This is a genomic window from Williamsia phyllosphaerae, from assembly GCF_014635305.1.
Lineage (GTDB): Bacteria > Actinomycetota > Actinomycetes > Mycobacteriales > Mycobacteriaceae > Williamsia_A > Williamsia_A phyllosphaerae.
In genome coordinates, this window is record NZ_BMCS01000001.1 from 1,100,268 (window position 1) to 1,115,048 (window position 14,781).

The window sequence follows — 14,781 nt, forward strand, 5'->3', positions numbered from 1 at the left end:
GATCACTTTCTTGTGGTCACAACGGTGTTGGGCGGGCGCGTGGGCGCCGACCTCACACGTCGAGGAAGCGGACGTCCCGGGCGTTGCGGGCGATGAAGCTGCGGCGGGCCACGACGTCCTCGCCCATGAGAACGCTGAACAGTTCGTCGGCCGCGGCGGCATCGTCGAGGGTCACCTGGCGCAAGACACGCACCGAGGGGTCCATCGTGGTCTCCCACAGCTCTTTCGCGTTCATCTCGCCGAGTCCCTTGTAGCGCTGGATGCCGTCCTCGGTGTTGATCTTCTTGCCGGCGACGCGCCCGGCCTCGAGGAGACCGTCGCGCTCGCGGTCGGAGTACGCGAACTCCGGTGCGGCACCCTTCTGCCACTTGAGCTTGAACAGCGGCGGCTGTGCGAGGTACACGTGACCGTGTTCGACCAGCGGCCGCATGAAGCGGAACAGCAGGGTGAGCAGCAGGGTCGAGATGTGCTGACCGTCGACATCGGCGTCGGCCATCAGCACGATCTTGTGGTAGCGCAACTTCGCGAGATCGAACTCGTCGTGGATGCCGGTGCCGAACGCCGTGATGATCGACTGCACCTCGGTGTTCTTGAGAACACGGTCGATGCGGGCCTTCTCGACGTTGATGATCTTTCCGCGAATCGGCAGGATCGCCTGATACATCGAGTCGCGTCCGGACTTGGCGCTGCCGCCGGCCGAGTCGCCCTCCACGATGTAGACCTCACACTTGCCGGGATCGTTGCTCCGGCAGTCCGCGAGCTTGCCGGGCAGACCGCCGATGTCGGTTGCGCTCTTGCGCCGCACCAGCTCTCGCGCCTTGCGCGCGGCCATACGCGCCTGCGCCGAACCCACGGCCTTGTTGATGATGATCTTGGCCTCGGCGGGGTTCGACTCCAGCCAGTGCGACAGGTGCTCGTTGGCGACCTTCTGCACGAAGCTCTTCACCTCGGTGTTGCCGAGCTTGGTCTTGGTCTGACCCTCGAACTGGGGGTCGGACACGCGCACCGAGATGACCGCGGCGAGGCCCTCGCGGATGTCGTCACCGGTGAGCTTGCCGTCTTTCTCCTTGAGGAGCTTCTTGTCCAGCGCGTACTTGTTGACCGTGCTGGTCAGCGCGGAGCGGAAGCCCTCCTCGTGAGTGCCGCCCTCGTGGGTGTTGATGGTGTTGGCGAAGGTGTGGACCGACTCGGAATAGCCTGCGTTCCACTGCATCGCGACCTCGAGCTCGTGCCCGGTGCCCTTCGCGGTGAACGCGACGATGGAGTTGTGGATGGCGCTCTTGGTCCGGTTCAGGTGCGCGACATAGTCTTCCAGGCCACCTGGGTAGTGGTAGGTACGGACGCGAGGCTTGCCCGAGACCTCCTTGGTGACGGCTTCGCCCGCGGTGTCGGCGATCTCGATGGTGTCGGACACCTCGGCCGCGGCGTCCTCGTCGAGCTCGGACTGGCTGCGCGGGGCATCGGCGGTCTCGACGTCGAGGCTGTCGTTGCCGATCTGCTTGGGACGTTCGTCGGTCAGTGTGATGGTCAGTCCCTTGTTGAGGAACGCCATCTCCTGCAGACGTCGTGAGATCGTCTCGAAGCTGTAGTCGACGGTCTCGAAGATCTCCGGGTCCGCCCAGAACCGGGTCGTCGTGCCCTTCTTCCGCGTCGCGGAACCCTTCACCAGCTCCGCGGGCTTCGCGTAGTTGTAGGTTTGCGACCAGTTGAACCCGTCGCGCGCGATCTCGAGCTCGACCTTGGTCGACAGTGCGTTGACCACCGAGATGCCGACACCGTGGAGTCCGCCGGACACCGCGTACGAGTCGGAGTCGAACTTTCCGCCCGCGTGGAGCTGGGTCATGACGACCTCGACCGTGGGCACACCGGTCTTGTGCATCTCGACGGGGATGCCGCGACCGTCGTCGATGACCTCGACGCCGCCGTTGGCGAGGAGTTTGACGTCGACCTTGCTGGCGTGGCCGGCCATGGCCTCGTCGACGGAGTTGTCGACGACCTCCCAGATCAGGTGGTGTAGACCGCGCTCACCGGTGGAACCGATGTACATGCCGGGTCGTTTACGTACCGCCTCGAGCCCTTCGAGGATGCTGATCGAGTCGGCGCCGTAGTCCTTGGGCGCCGTCTTCTTGGCAGCGGGGCGGGTCGCCTTCTTGGCCGGGACCGCGTCCTCAGACGTCGGGTTGTCAGTGGGTTCGTTGCTGTCGGCCACGAGTGGTGTCCGCTCCTTGTCCTCGCCGGTACTGCTTCGCGCATGTTCGAGATGCCCGTCGGGCACTCGTTCCATACTACTGCCTCAATCGACCGGAAATGGGTATCCGTGGCCGCTGACGCGCTCACAGGAAGGATTTCTCGGCTCAACCCAGCCCCGTTTGTGCGAAGCCGGGTACGAACACCTCTACGGCGGTTCTCCAGCCTTCTGACGTGGCCTGTGCCCGCGCGGTTCCGCCTCGGGGTCACCCGTATGTGTCTCGTGGTCCCCGTCCGGAGACGTGACGGTCCCCTTTTCGCCAGGACGGAGCCTTCGGTCCGGTGATGCGCAGGCTCGTGACCACCCCGTTTCCGACCTGCGCCGCGATCTTCGCGAGGATCTGGGCCTGGATCAACCGCAGCTGTGTCGCCCATGCGGTCGATTCGGCCGTGATGTGCAGGACCTTGTCGCGCAGTACGGTCGGCTCGGCGTGACCGGCTATGTCGGGACCGACTATCTGCGCCCAGGCACCGAGGACCGTTCCCTCACCTATCTTCGGCTGCCATCCGCGGCTCCTGGCGATACCGCCGGCCAGCCGGCCCAGCGGCTGCGGATCACGCTCGTCCGGCCCGGCGCCCGACCACCCGGTACGACGCCGTCGTCGATTCGGAGACGAGCGGCCTTGCCCGACCGATTTGCCCGCGGCGCGAGCCGCCGATCGCGCGTCCTCGAGCGCCTTGCGGGCCAGCTCGTAGCCCGCCGGGACCGCTCCCGACGGTTCGGATGGATCCTCGGTGCCGGGGTCGCCGGTCATGGGGCCTCCCCCTCGTCGTCGTGCGATGCGCCTAGATGCCCATCATCGACCGATTCGACGCCCGGCGCATCGTCGTCGGCAAGATACGAAAGACGCCCACCGTCACCGTCATCACGCACGCCGACGGCGACACGACGGCCACCGATCGCGGCCGGGATGTCGTCGGCGACGGCGGCGGTGATGATCACCTGCTCCACCGACTGCGCGAACGTCGACAGCGCCGCGCGACGCGCGGCGTCGAGTTCGGCGAACACGTCGTCGAGCAGCACGACCGGTTCGGCACCGTCAGAGCGGATCAATTCCACCGAGCCCAGGCGCATGGCCAGCGCCAGCGACCACGATTCGCCATGACTGGCAAAGCCTTTGGCGACCTGACCGGCCAAGGTGATGTCGATGTCGTCGCGGTGCGGTCCGATCAGGCAGACACCGCGCTCGATCTCCTTGCTGCGCGCGGCGGCGAGACTGTGCAGCAACACCGCCTCGATGTATTCCTCGTCCGCAGGTGCGTCGCTCGTGGGCAACACCTCGTCACCGACCACCGCCCGATACCTCAGATCAATTGGTCGTGACGCCGGGGCCAACGTCGAGTACTCCTGCTGCACAAACGGTCTGAGCTTGCTGAGCACCTCGATACGTCCGGCCGTCACCTGCGCGCCGAACTGCGCCAACTGGGTGTCCCACACGTCGAGAGTGCTGATGACCGACGCGGCCGAGTCGCCACCGGAACGCATCGCCGACGCAGCGGTCTTGAGCAGAGCCGACCGTTGCCGAAGAACGCGGTCGTAATCCGCACGGGCCGCGACCATCCGGGGTCCGGCCAACGCAGCCAGTTCGTCCACGAACCGGCGGCGGTCGGCGGGGTCGCCGCGAACCAGGGCCAGGTCCTCGGGTGCGAACATGACGGTGCGCAGGATCCCGAGGATGTCGCGCGGTCGGCGCGACGGGGCACCGTTGACCGACGCCCTGTTGCTGCGACCGGGAGTGATCTGTAGTTCCACGGTCAGCTCGCGTCCGGCGTTGATCACCGTCGCCGACGCCGTTGCGGTGTCACAGCCGGTGCGCACCAGAGCGGCGTCGTTGCTCACCCGATGAGATCGGAGCGTGGACAGGTAGTTCAACGACTCGACGAGATTGGTCTTGCCGAACCCGTTGCGGCCCACGAAGATCGTGGGTTCGGGTCCGAGGTCGACGCGAACCTCCTGCCACGACCGGAAGTCGCGCAGACGCAGCGTCCGGACGTACACCTACCCGATGCCCGAGGTCACTGATGCGCGGAGGGCTTGACCGCGTGCCCGCCGAACTGGTTGCGCAGGGCGGAGACCGCCTTGAGGGTCGGTGAACCGCCCTCCTGACGCGACGCGAAGCGCGCGAACAGAGCCGCGGAGATGACGTTGGCCGGGACCGAGTGGCGGATGGCCTCCTCGACAGTCCACCGACCCTCCCCGGAATCGGTTGTGTAGTCCGAGATCTCGGTGAGTCCCGGATCCTCCTGGAGTGCCTTGACCAACAGGTCCAGCAGCCAGGACCGGATCACCGTTCCGTGGGTCCAGGCACGCAACGTGCCCTCGACATCGTCGATGAGCGGTTCCGCGGCGAGCAACTCGTAGCCCTCGCCGTAGGCGTGCATCAGGCCGTACTCGATGCCGTTGTGCACCATCTTGGCGTAGTGACCCGCACCGACGGGGCCGGCGTGTACGAATCCATCGGCGCGCTCGCCGGGCGGACGCAACGCGTCGAAGATCGGCATCGCCTTCTCGACGTCGGATGCCGCACCACCGGCCATGAGCCCGTACCCGTTCTCCAGACCCCACACCCCACCGGACACACCGCAGTCGAGGTAGCCGATTCCCTTGGCGTCCAACAGTTCTGCATGGACAGCGTCGTCGGTGTATCGAGAGTTGCCGCCGTCGATGACGAGGTCACCCGGGGACAACACGTCGGCGAGCTTCTCGACGGTCTCGCGCGTCGGGGCTCCCGACGGCACCATCACCCACACGACGCGAGGCGCCTCGAGAGCAGCAGCGAGGTCGGCCAACGAGGCGACGTCGGTGACCTCCGGACGCGGGTCGTATCCGACGACCTCGTGGTCGAACTGCTTCAGACGCGAACGCATGTTGGCGCCCATCTTGCCGAGCCCGATCAAGCCGAGTTGCATGGTGATTCCTCTCGCAGATGTATGGAGGTGTGTTCTCGGCGGTGAGAACGGACCGGGGACGCCGGTGACCGGTCGGGGCGTTATCCGGGCAGTCGGACCGGCATCAGCAGATACGTGAACGCGCTGCTCGGTGCGGCGTAGGCACCGGAGTCGTCGGCCTGCGGCGGCTCACCGCTCGAGGGCCGCAACACGGCCGGCCGGCTCGGTGTCGTGAACCCGAAATCGACTGCGGTGGTGTGCAGGGCGGCCAGTCCGTCGAGGAGGTAGCCGGGGTTGAAGGCGATGGTCAGCGGCTCACCGTGGAAGGCGACCGGGACCTCTTCCTCGGCCTTGCCCGCGTCATCGCCGCCTGCGGTCAGCAGGACCGATCCCTCGGTGAACTCCATCCGCACCTGGGCACCGCGCTCGGCGACCAGCGCGACACGTTTGATGGCGTCGGTCAGTGGCGCGATGTCGACGGTGGCCATCGACGTGTGCGACGGCGGCAACAGCTGACGGAACTTCGGGAACTCGGCGTCGAGCAGGCGGGTCGTGGTCTGGCGACCCTGCCCGAGGATGCCCAGCAGACCCTCCGCACCGATGCTGCCCGCCGAACCGAGAGCCAGGGAGATCGCGGCGCCGCCCTCGGCACCGGCGGACTTGGCCGACTCGGACAGCGTCTTGGCGGGCACGAGGACCGCTGCGGTGTCACCGGAGGTGGGTTCCCAGGTGAGTTCGCGCACGGCGAGACGGAACCGGTCGGTGGCGGCGAGGACGACGGTGTCGTTCTCGATCTCGACGCGGATACCGGTCAGCATCGGCAGTGTGTCGTCCCGGCCGGCCGCGATGGCGACCTGGGTGATCGCCTCGGCGAACAATTCCGTCGGGATACTGCCGGTGACCGGCGGCACCTCGGGCAACGACGGGTAATCCTCGACCGGCATCGTCGGCAGCGAGAACCGGGAGCTCCCGCAGGCGATGGCCACCCGCGTCCCGTCGAGGCTCACGTCCACCGGCTTGGCCGGCAGGGAGCGGGTGATGTCGGCCAACAACTTGCCCGAGACCAGGACACGCCCCTCGTCGGCGACCTCTGCCGAGAGATCGACCTGCGCCGATACCTCGTAGTCGAAACCGGAGACCGTCAGGCCCTTGTCGCCGGCGGTGAGGACTACACAACCGAGGACGGGAACGGGCGGACGGCTGGGAAGACTGCGAGCAACCCAGGCAACCGACTCCGCGAATTCATCGCGAGTCACGCGGAACTTCACTGCGATCGACCCTCCATATCGGTCCGATCCTCCATAGCGTCGACTGCCCTTCGATGGTGTGCGAGTCCTGCGTGAACCGGTGGGTCTCCACTCTAGAACGGAAGGCGGCCCGCGGGGGTAAACGGGTGGAGCTTGTAACGGCCGGTGACGGAAGCGTTCTCACCGGTGGTGTGGACGGACGATCTGTCCACACTCCTGCTTTTAAAGACTATTGAGAGAGATAAATTCTTAGTAGTAATAGGTCCTGTGGAATCTGTGCACAGGGTGTGGTCGGTGCACGTCGGACCGGACGTGGGGCTGTGGACCGACCGTGGACAGATCACACGACATCGGTCACACGTTGTGTACACGTCAGAGTCTGTTCATCTCGGTCCACCGTCGGTGCACAGGTTGAGGGAGTTATCCACCGAGTTATCCACAGCTGGGGAGCGACGGTGAACGACTGTTCCGATTGTCCGGAAGGGCCGTTGAGACCTCGATGTGAGGTCGAGAGAATGGTGGATCGGACGACCGGAACGAAGATGAATTCGGTCAGCGACGGGCGCGCTGCTTGATGCGCGCGGTGAGTTCCTGGACGTGGTCGTAGACCTTGCGGCGCTCGGCCATCTCCTTGCGGATCTTCTTGTCGGCGTACATCACGGTGGTGTGGTCGCGGTCGAACGTCTCGCCGATCTTCGGCAGTGACAGATCGGTGAGTTCGCGGCACAGGTACATGGAGATCTGACGGGCCTGGGCGATCGACCGCGTCTTACCGGGCCCACGCAGTTCGTCGACGCTGATCTCGAAGTACTCGGCGGTGATCGCCAGGATGGCCGGTGCGTTGATCTCGACACTGCCGGAATCGGGCAGTAGCGCCTGCAGGACGATCTCCGCCAGCGCGAGGTTCAGTTCGGCGTTGTTCAGCGATGCGAACGCGGTGACCCGGATGAGGGCGCCCTCGAGTTCACGGATGTTGCGTTCGATCTTCGACGCGATGAGCTCGAGGACCTCGGCGGGTACCTGCAGATTGTCCATCTGCGCCTTCTTGCGAAGGATGGCGATGCGGGTCTCCAGCTCAGGAGGCTGGACATCGGTGATGAGGCCCCACTCGAACCGGGTCCGGAGCCGGTCCTCGAGCGTCGCCAACTGCTTGGGCGGACGGTCCGACGAGACCACGATCTGCTTGTTGGCGTTGTGGAGGGTGTTGAAGGTGTGGAAGAACTCCTCCTGGATGCCCTCCTTGCCCTCGAGGAACTGGATGTCGTCGACCAGGAGCACGTCGACGTCGCGGTAGCGACGCTTGAACGCCACACGACGATCGTCACGGAGGGAGTTGATGAAGTCGTTGGTGAACTCCTCGGTGGAGACGTACTTGACGCGCATCCCGGGGAACAGCCGCTGTGCGTAGTGACCGGCCGCATGCAACAGGTGGGTCTTGCCGAGTCCGGACTCACCCCAGATGAACAGGGGGTTGTATGCCCGCGCCGGCGCCTCGGAGATGGCGACCGCAGCCGCGTGCGCAAACCGGTTCGACGCCCCGATGACGAAGGTGTCGAAGGTGTACTTCGGGTTCAGGCTGCTGGGCTCGCCCGGGGTGGACGCATTGAAGTAGGTCGACCACTCGCCGTCGACCCGGCGATGGTCGGGAGATCCGTGTGGTCCGCCGGTGTCGATGCGGCCGTTCTCGGAGTGGTACTCCGAGCTGTCACGGCGGTCGGCGAACGTGTCGGGAAGGGTGTCCAGCGACGCCGCGACGTCGATGGCGGGTGGTGCGGTGGGGACACCGACGGGTACATCGGGGGTGGGGGCGATCCGTACCCCGAGGTCGACCTCCATGCCGAGATGACGACTGAGCGACGTGCGGATCGGTTCACGCAGTGTGCGCTCGATCTGCTCCTGGACGAATGCGGTCGGCACCGCCAGCAACGCGAAGCCCTCGGCCAGCGTCAGTGGCTGGACCAGCGACAACCAGGCCTTTTGCTGACGTGTCAGAGTGTCGTCGGTCCCGGTGTCGGCTCCGAGGTCGACGATGACCCGCTGCCAGATCTCACCGAACGTGTCGCGATCGGACCCCATCGACAACGCCCCTCCCGGCTGTGCGGCACCGCCGACATGCGCAACCGCGGTCGCCATCGTCGCTCACGGAAACGGGTTTGTCCACACGGTTATCCACAGTTGTGCACAGCTGCTTGAATACCGGCCTACGGGCGATGCCCGACCCCGGAACCGGTCTGCGAAATCGACTCGGAACGGTGCCGTCGAACGCGTGCTCGTCAGAAGCTAACAGAGCCCGCGGCGGGTCTCAACAGATTCGGGCACACGATCTCGATCAGAAGTCGAGGACCGTCGTGTCGTCGGCGTGTCGCGACGGAGCCGATCCCGGCCCTCGACGGCCGGGACCTCGGCCGATCGCGGTTTGACCGGTGAAGATGCGATAAGTACTCTCGAACGGTCGCCGAGGTGTCGGACGTCCATGCGCTGCGGCGTATGAGAACGACGAGCCGCGGCAAGCAAACCACCAGGTAATGGGTGTCTTGAGAGCGTAATGCTCCCGGTGCCCCGATAACGAGGAGTTCAGTCGTGGCCAAGGGAAAGCGGACCTACCAGCCCAACGTTCGTCGTCGTGCACGCGTGCACGGTTTCCGTCTCCGGATGCGTACGCGCGCCGGCCGGGCGATCGTCAACACCCGGCGCCGCAAGGGCCGCTCGAGCCTGACTGCCTGACCTCGACGGGAGAGGCGGGCGTTCCCGCGTTCTCCCGGGGTCGTCGTCACAGTGCTCGCACGTCACCAGCGGATCAGCCGAGGATCCGAGTTCACCCGCACCCTGCGCCACGGTGTGCGGGTGCGTCGCACTGATCTGATGACCTACGTACTGATCACCCCGACCGACTGGCCGGACGATCGCCACGTGCGGCTCGACGTCGTCGAGTTCGGTGGTCCCCGGGTGGGTCTGATCGTCAGCAAGGCCGTGGGTGACGCGGTGACACGTCATGCGGTTGCCCGCCGTCTGCGCGCGGCCGCGGCCGCCGCCCTCGACGGTGTCGACACCGCGTCGACCGTGGTCATCCGTGCATTGCCGTCATCCGCACGTGTGTCGAGTGATGTTCTCGCACAACAGCTTTTCTCAGCTCTTGGCAAATCGGGGCTGCGCGCGACGGTGGCGTCATGAGCGTGACCGGTTTCCCGCGACGCGCCCTGGTGTTCCTGATCGAGCTGTATCGCACCTGGATCTCACCGACCCGACTCCCGTCCTGTCGGTTCGAGCCCACCTGCAGTGCCTACGCCGTCGAGGCGGTCAGCGAGTGGGGCGCGATCCGCGGCGGAGGGCTGTCGGTGGTGCGTCTGGCCAAATGCGGCCCCTGGCACAAACCCGGCTACGACCCGGTACCCGAGAGATCAGGGCACCATGGAGAGCGAACCGGCGCTGAGGCCACGGACACCACACACCTACGCGTCCGGCGACGCGAGACAACAAGTGCGTCTGATGACGCAGTGAGGAGTACCTGACACCGTGCTCAACTTCATCTACTACCCGGTCTCGGGAATCATGTGGGTCTGGCAATGGGTGTTCAGCCACATCCTCCCCGACTCCCCCGGTGGCAGCGGCGTCGCGTGGGCACTGTCGGTGATCTTCCTCGTCTTCACCCTCCGCGCCATCCTCTACAAGCCGTTCGTGAAGCAGATCCGCACCACGCGGCAGATGCAGGAGATCCAGCCGCAGCTGCAGGCGATCCGTAAGAAGTACGCCAAGGATCGCGTGAAGATGACCGAGGAGATGCAGAAGCTCCAGAAGGAGCACGGGTTCAACCCGCTCCTGGGCTGCCTCCCGATGCTGGCGCAGATCCCGGTGTTCATCGGTCTGTTCCACGTGCTCCGGTCGTTCAACCGGATGGGCACCGGGTTCGGACAGCTCGGCATGACCTCGGCCGAGACCAGGTCCACCGGCAACTATTTCTTCAGCGCCGACCAGGTACAGAACTTCCTCGATGCCCGTCTCTTCGGTGTCCCGCTCTCCGCGGCCATCTCGCAGCCGAAGTCCGAGTGGGTCGCCTTCAGTGCCGACGGTGTCATCGACTTCACCCGGGCGCACATCATCTATCTGGTGATCCCACTGGTGATCATCTCCTCGATCGCGACGCACATGAACTCGCGCGCATCGGTCGCGCGTCAGGGTGCAGCCGCGTTGGAGAACCCGCAGACCGCGATCATGAACAAGCTCGCCCTGTACGTCTTCCCCCTCGGCATCCTCGTGTCCGGTGCGTTCTTCCCCGTGGCGATCCTCCTCTACTGGGTCAGCAACAACCTGTGGACCTACGGTCAGCAGCACATCGTCTTCAACCGCATCGAGAAAGAGGACGAGGCGAAGAAGGCGGCAAAGCAGGAGAAGCTGAAGGCCAACGCCCCCAAACCGGGCGCCCGTCCCGAGCGTGCCAAGAAGAAGACAGGACCCGACGCGTCCGCCAACGGAGCGGCGAACGGTGCATCGGCCAACGGGTCGTCGAACGGGTCGGCCAACGGGTCGACGCCGAACCTGACCAAGGGCTCCTCCCCCACGTCTGATGAGACCCCTGCGGTCACCGCGAAGTCGAACGGTACCGGTGCACAGAACAAGGCCAAGCAGACGGCGACGAAACAGACTGCTGCGAAGACGCCCCGTCCGGGACAGAAGCCATCGGGTGCCGGAGGTCGGACCGGCGCGGCCGGCTCCAACACTGCGCGCCGCAAGAAGCGACGCTGACCCACGTAGTCCTGCCCCGCGGTGTGCGGGGGCTCGGCGCCGCACTTGCTGCGGGCGCCCCTCACGAACGAACACACGATCAAAGGTGATGAGAATGACGGCAGATACGAGCGACGTGGACGTCGCGGAGACCGAAGAGACCACGGCGGCGACATCCGATGATGCAGTCGAGCAGACCGAGGCGGAGAGCACGCCGTCGGACGCGGACGGTGCATCGGATTCCGACGACGCCGAGGGCGGTACGGATGATCGTCTGGTCGAGGAGGGCGAGGTCGCCGGCGATTACCTCGAGCAGTTGCTCGATGTCCTCGACTTCGACGGCGACATCGATCTCGACGTCGACGGCGACCGAGCGATCGTCAGCATCGACGGAGGCGAAGACCTGGGCAAGCTGGTCGGCAAAAACGGGGAGGTTCTGGACGCTCTCCAGGAACTGACCCGCCTCGCCGTGCAGCAGACGACCGGTGATCGCAGTCGGCTGATGCTCGATGTCGCCCGGTGGCGTGCGGACCGTCGCGAGCGGCTGACCATCCTCGGTGGGGAGGTCGCCCAGCGCGTCCTCGACAACGGCGGGCGAGAAGAACTCGAGCCGATGACGCCGTTCGAGCGGAAGATCGTGCACGACGCCGTCGCCGCTGTGGAGGGTGTCATCAGCGAGAGCGAGGGCGTGGAGCCCCGTCGGCGCGTGGTGGTCATCAAGCAGTAGCGCAACAGCGAAGAGTTCGACGACAAAGTCCCGGTGACCCCGGGACTTTGTCGTTTCCGAGGCCATTCAGCGCGGTGGTGGTGAATACCAGCCGTGTGATTAGAGGATGATGTTTCACGTGAAACCTGATGAAGAGATCGGCCTTCCAGATGTTGCCGCGGCCGTCGACGCGGTGTTCGGCGACCGTGTTTCGGCTGCACTGCAGTACCGCGAGATCCTGGCCGACGCCGGCGTCGAGCGGGGCCTGATCGGCCCCCGCGAAGTCGATAGATTGTGGGTGCGGCACATTTTGAATTGCGCCGTCATGGGCGAGCCGATTCCTCAGGGCGCGACCGTGGCCGACATCGGCAGCGGTGCGGGACTGCCCGGCATCCCCCTCGCGCTCGCCCGTCCAGATCTGTCCGTCACTCTCATCGAGCCGCTTCTTCGGCGCTATACGTTCCTCGTCGAGGTCATCGACGAGCTGTCGCTCCCGGTGCGCGTCATCCGTGGACGGGCGGAAGAGAAGGTGGTCCGCGCCGAGGTGGGTCTGTCGGACGTCGTGACGTCGAGGGCCGTCGCGCCCCTCGACCGCCTGGCTCGATGGTCGCTTCCCCTCATTCGCCCCGACGGTGAGCTCATCGCCATCAAGGGGTCTTCCGCCGCCGATGAGATCGCGACCCACAAGGCAGAGGTCGGCAAGCTCGGACTGACCGACCTGCGCGTGGAGTCGTGTGGGACCGATACTCTTGCGGTACCGACCACGATCATCCGCGGCCGACTTCGTAGTCCGTCGTCGCGTCGCCGATGACCCGGTGTGCAGGGTTCAGCTCAGCGCGACGCATCGGTGCGTCTCGTGACGGGCACCGTCGAGGAAGTAGAGCGGCAATACAGTGATGGGCAAGCGGGCGCGAAGGAGAATGGCTGTGGCGCAGGGTGCACCGGACAGTCCCGCGGGGGGCTCGGAGGGCGTGGTTTCACGTGAAACCCCCGACGCCGTTTCACGTGAAACAACGGCGAAGTATTTCGACACCCCGATTGCTGCGGCGGCCGAGCGGGCCAGCCAGGTGCTGACTCCCGGTGGCGCCGGGCAACTCCCCCGCCCCCGCGAGCCACGCATCATCACGGTCGCGAACCAGAAGGGTGGGGTCGGCAAGACCACCACATCGGTCAACATCGCCGCCGCCCTCGCTCTGCACGGGCTCGGCGTCCTCGTCATCGATCTGGACCCCCAGGGAAATGCGAGCACGGCGCTGGGCATCGATCATCGCGACCCCGACGTCAATTCGGTGTACGAGTTGCTGCTCGGCGAGATCACACTGGCGCAGGCCATGCAGCGCAGTCCCGCGCACGAGCGTCTGTTCTGTGTTCCCGCGACGTTGGATCTCGCCGGTGCCGAGATCGAACTCGTGTCGATGGTGGCGCGTGAGACCCGGCTGCGGAACGCGTTGGATCTCGACACCATCCGAGACAACGACATCGACTACGTGATCATCGACTGCCCACCCTCGCTGGGTCTGCTGACGGTCAATGCGATGGTGGCCGCCCGGGAGGTGCTGATCCCCATTCAGTGCGAGTACTACGCACTCGAAGGTGTCGGCCAGTTGCTGTCCAACATCGAATTGGTGCAGGCACACCTCAACAAGCACCTCTGGGTGTCCACGGTTCTGCTGACCATGTACGACGGGCGCACCAAGCTCGCCGATCAGGTGGCCGACGAGGTGCGACGCCACTTCGGCGACAAGGTGTTGACGACGGTGATCCCCCGCAGCGTCAAGGTGTCCGAGGCGCCGGGATTCGGCATGACGATCATCGAATACGACCCGGGTTCACGTGGAGCCATGAGCTATCTCGACGCCGGTCGCGAACTCGGCATGCGTGCCGAGCGTGCCGGACAGGAAGGGCAGAACCGATGACCCAGCGCAAAGGCGGCCTCGGCCGCGGACTCGCCGCCCTGATCCCGACCGGACCCGACGAGGGCCCGCGGTTGGGTAACGCTGCGGCCGATGTCGTCCTCGGTGAGTCGCGTACGGCGCCACGTCCTCCGGCCGATGCCGGCGCAGACGCTCCCGAGGACTCACTCACCGATGTCGGCGCGGTCTACCGCGAGATCCCTCCCCTGGAGATCCAGCCCAACCCGCAGCAGCCGCGGACGGCGTTCGACGAGGAGGCGCTCGCCGAACTGGTGCACTCGATCCGCGAGTTCGGGCTCATGCAGCCCATCGTGGTGCGACGGCTTCCCTCCCCCGTCGGTGACGTCCGCTACCAGCTCGTCATGGGTGAGCGCCGGTGGCGTGCCAGCCAGGAGGCCGGACTCACCGCGATCCCGACGATCGTCCGGGAGACGCCCGACGAGGACATGCTGCGCGACGCCCTTCTCGAGAACATCCACCGCGTCCAGCTCAATCCCCTGGAAGAGGCGGCGGCCTACCAGCAACTGCTCGAGGAGTTCGGTGTCACGCACGACCAACTGGCGGTGAAGTTGGGTCGCTCGCGGCCTGTCGTCACCAACATGATCCGCTTGCTGAAGCTCCCGATCGCGGTGCAGCGACGGGTCGCCGCGGGCGTATTGTCGGCCGGACACGCGCGCGCCATCCTCTCCCTCGAGGCGGGAAGCGACGCGCAGGAGGCACTTGCCGCACGGATCGTCGCGGAGGGCATGTCGGTACGGGCGACCGAAGAGGCGGTGACGCTGGCCAATCACGACGGCCCGGCGAGCGATCAACCGCAGGCGCGCAAGCGCAAACCCATGCAGATGCCCGGCCTCCGCGACGTCGCCGAGCGACTGTCCGACCGCCTCGACACCCGCGTGACGGTCTCGATGGGTAAGCAGAAGGGCAAAATTGTCGTCGAGTTCGCCACCGTGCAAGACCTCGAACGTATCGTGGAGCTCGTCGCCAAAAATGCTTCCGTGTAGCGCGATTTTCCACGAGGGACCGCTAGGGGGTGAAACGTCACTGTGACAGCAGAGCG

Annotated in this window: 14 protein-coding genes; 8 read left to right on the forward strand and 6 right to left on the reverse strand. The window is 65.8% G+C overall.

Going from position 1 to position 14,781, the window contains the following annotated elements; genetic code table 11:
* Nucleotides 1–52: 52 nt before the first annotated feature.
* The 6 genes from gyrB to dnaA all read right to left on the reverse strand — a co-directional run bounded on the left by gyrB (nucleotide 53) and on the right by dnaA (nucleotide 8,459).
* On the reverse strand, nucleotides 53–2,092 hold the full coding sequence (gene gyrB, locus IEV93_RS05075) for a DNA topoisomerase (ATP-hydrolyzing) subunit B (RefSeq protein ID WP_229705124.1): 2,040 nt from the start codon (nucleotides 2,090–2,092) through the stop codon (nucleotides 53–55).
* 361 nt (nucleotides 2,093–2,453) lie between these two features.
* Nucleotides 2,454–3,002: a DUF721 family protein gene (locus IEV93_RS05080; protein WP_188487514.1), complete on the reverse strand. Its 549-nt coding sequence runs from the start codon at nucleotides 3,000–3,002 to the stop codon at nucleotides 2,454–2,456.
* Complete coding sequence (recF, locus tag IEV93_RS05085; protein WP_188487516.1) at nucleotides 2,999–4,246, reverse strand: DNA replication/repair protein RecF; 1,248 nt, start codon at nucleotides 4,244–4,246, stop codon at nucleotides 2,999–3,001. Before recF ends, IEV93_RS05080 begins: the two co-directional genes overlap by 4 nt.
* A 17-nt stretch (nucleotides 4,247–4,263) precedes the next feature.
* Complete coding sequence (gene gnd, locus IEV93_RS05090; RefSeq protein ID WP_188487518.1) at nucleotides 4,264–5,157, reverse strand: phosphogluconate dehydrogenase (NAD(+)-dependent, decarboxylating); 894 nt, start codon at nucleotides 5,155–5,157, stop codon at nucleotides 4,264–4,266.
* 80 nt (nucleotides 5,158–5,237) lie between these two features.
* The gene (gene dnaN / locus IEV93_RS05095) at nucleotides 5,238–6,404 is read right to left on the reverse strand and encodes a DNA polymerase III subunit beta (protein ID WP_188487520.1); all 1,167 of its coding nucleotides are present in this window, start codon (nucleotides 6,402–6,404) and stop codon (nucleotides 5,238–5,240) included.
* Between the two features lie 531 nt (nucleotides 6,405–6,935).
* Nucleotides 6,936–8,459 carry a chromosomal replication initiator protein DnaA gene (gene dnaA, locus IEV93_RS05100; protein WP_188490381.1) on the reverse strand — a complete coding sequence of 508 codons (1,524 nt, stop codon included), beginning with the start codon at nucleotides 8,457–8,459 and terminating at the stop codon, nucleotides 6,936–6,938.
* A gap of 504 nt (nucleotides 8,460–8,963) precedes the next feature.
* Here dnaA and rpmH point away from each other — a divergent pair.
* The 8 genes from rpmH to IEV93_RS05140 all read left to right on the forward strand — a co-directional run bounded on the left by rpmH (nucleotide 8,964) and on the right by IEV93_RS05140 (nucleotide 14,725).
* Nucleotides 8,964–9,107, forward strand: coding sequence for a 50S ribosomal protein L34 (rpmH, locus tag IEV93_RS05105; protein WP_188487522.1), 144 nt, complete (start codon nucleotides 8,964–8,966; stop codon nucleotides 9,105–9,107).
* Between the two features lie 51 nt (nucleotides 9,108–9,158).
* Nucleotides 9,159–9,554 carry a ribonuclease P protein component gene (gene rnpA, locus IEV93_RS05110; protein ID WP_188487524.1) on the forward strand — a complete coding sequence of 132 codons (396 nt, stop codon included), beginning with the start codon at nucleotides 9,159–9,161 and terminating at the stop codon, nucleotides 9,552–9,554.
* Nucleotides 9,551–9,892, forward strand: a complete 342-nt coding sequence (gene yidD, locus IEV93_RS05115; protein WP_188487526.1) for a membrane protein insertion efficiency factor YidD — start codon at nucleotides 9,551–9,553, stop codon at nucleotides 9,890–9,892. The genes rnpA and yidD overlap by 4 nt, the downstream gene beginning before the upstream one ends.
* Before the next feature lie 4 nt (nucleotides 9,893–9,896).
* Nucleotides 9,897–11,123 (forward strand): membrane protein insertase YidC, encoded by a 1,227-nt coding sequence (gene yidC, locus IEV93_RS05120; RefSeq protein WP_188487528.1) that lies wholly within the window; start codon nucleotides 9,897–9,899, stop codon nucleotides 11,121–11,123.
* A gap of 94 nt (nucleotides 11,124–11,217) precedes the next feature.
* Nucleotides 11,218–11,829 carry a Jag family protein gene (locus IEV93_RS05125; protein WP_188487530.1) on the forward strand — a complete coding sequence of 204 codons (612 nt, stop codon included), beginning with the start codon at nucleotides 11,218–11,220 and terminating at the stop codon, nucleotides 11,827–11,829.
* A gap of 109 nt (nucleotides 11,830–11,938) precedes the next feature.
* On the forward strand, nucleotides 11,939–12,619 hold the full coding sequence (gene rsmG / locus IEV93_RS05130; protein WP_229705125.1) for a 16S rRNA (guanine(527)-N(7))-methyltransferase RsmG: 681 nt from the start codon (nucleotides 11,939–11,941) through the stop codon (nucleotides 12,617–12,619).
* Between the two features lie 109 nt (nucleotides 12,620–12,728).
* Entirely contained in the window at nucleotides 12,729–13,724 is a 996-nt protein-coding gene (locus IEV93_RS05135; RefSeq protein WP_188487534.1) for a ParA family protein, read from the forward strand.
* Nucleotides 13,721–14,725: a ParB/RepB/Spo0J family partition protein gene (locus tag IEV93_RS05140; RefSeq protein ID WP_188487535.1), complete on the forward strand. Its 1,005-nt coding sequence runs from the start codon at nucleotides 13,721–13,723 to the stop codon at nucleotides 14,723–14,725. The genes IEV93_RS05135 and IEV93_RS05140 overlap by 4 nt, the downstream gene beginning before the upstream one ends.
* The last annotated feature ends 56 nt before the right edge of the window (nucleotides 14,726–14,781 follow it).

Coding starts and splice junctions, on each gene's coding strand:
- IEV93_RS05080 (WP_188487514.1), bottom strand. CDS start 3,002: ATGACCGGCGACCCCGGCACCGAGGATCCATCCGAACCGTCGGGAGCG.
- gnd (WP_188487518.1), bottom strand. CDS start 5,157: ATGCAACTCGGCTTGATCGGGCTCGGCAAGATGGGCGCCAACATGCGT.
- dnaA (WP_188490381.1), bottom strand. CDS start 8,459: ATGGGGTCCGATCGCGACACGTTCGGTGAGATCTGGCAGCGGGTCATC.
- yidD (WP_188487526.1), top strand. CDS start 9,551: ATGAGCGTGACCGGTTTCCCGCGACGCGCCCTGGTGTTCCTGATCGAG.
- IEV93_RS05125 (WP_188487530.1), top strand. CDS start 11,218: ATGACGGCAGATACGAGCGACGTGGACGTCGCGGAGACCGAAGAGACC.
- rsmG (WP_229705125.1), top strand. CDS start 11,939: ATGTTTCACGTGAAACCTGATGAAGAGATCGGCCTTCCAGATGTTGCC.
- IEV93_RS05135 (WP_188487534.1), top strand. CDS start 12,729: ATGGCTGTGGCGCAGGGTGCACCGGACAGTCCCGCGGGGGGCTCGGAG.
- IEV93_RS05140 (WP_188487535.1), top strand. CDS start 13,721: ATGACCCAGCGCAAAGGCGGCCTCGGCCGCGGACTCGCCGCCCTGATC.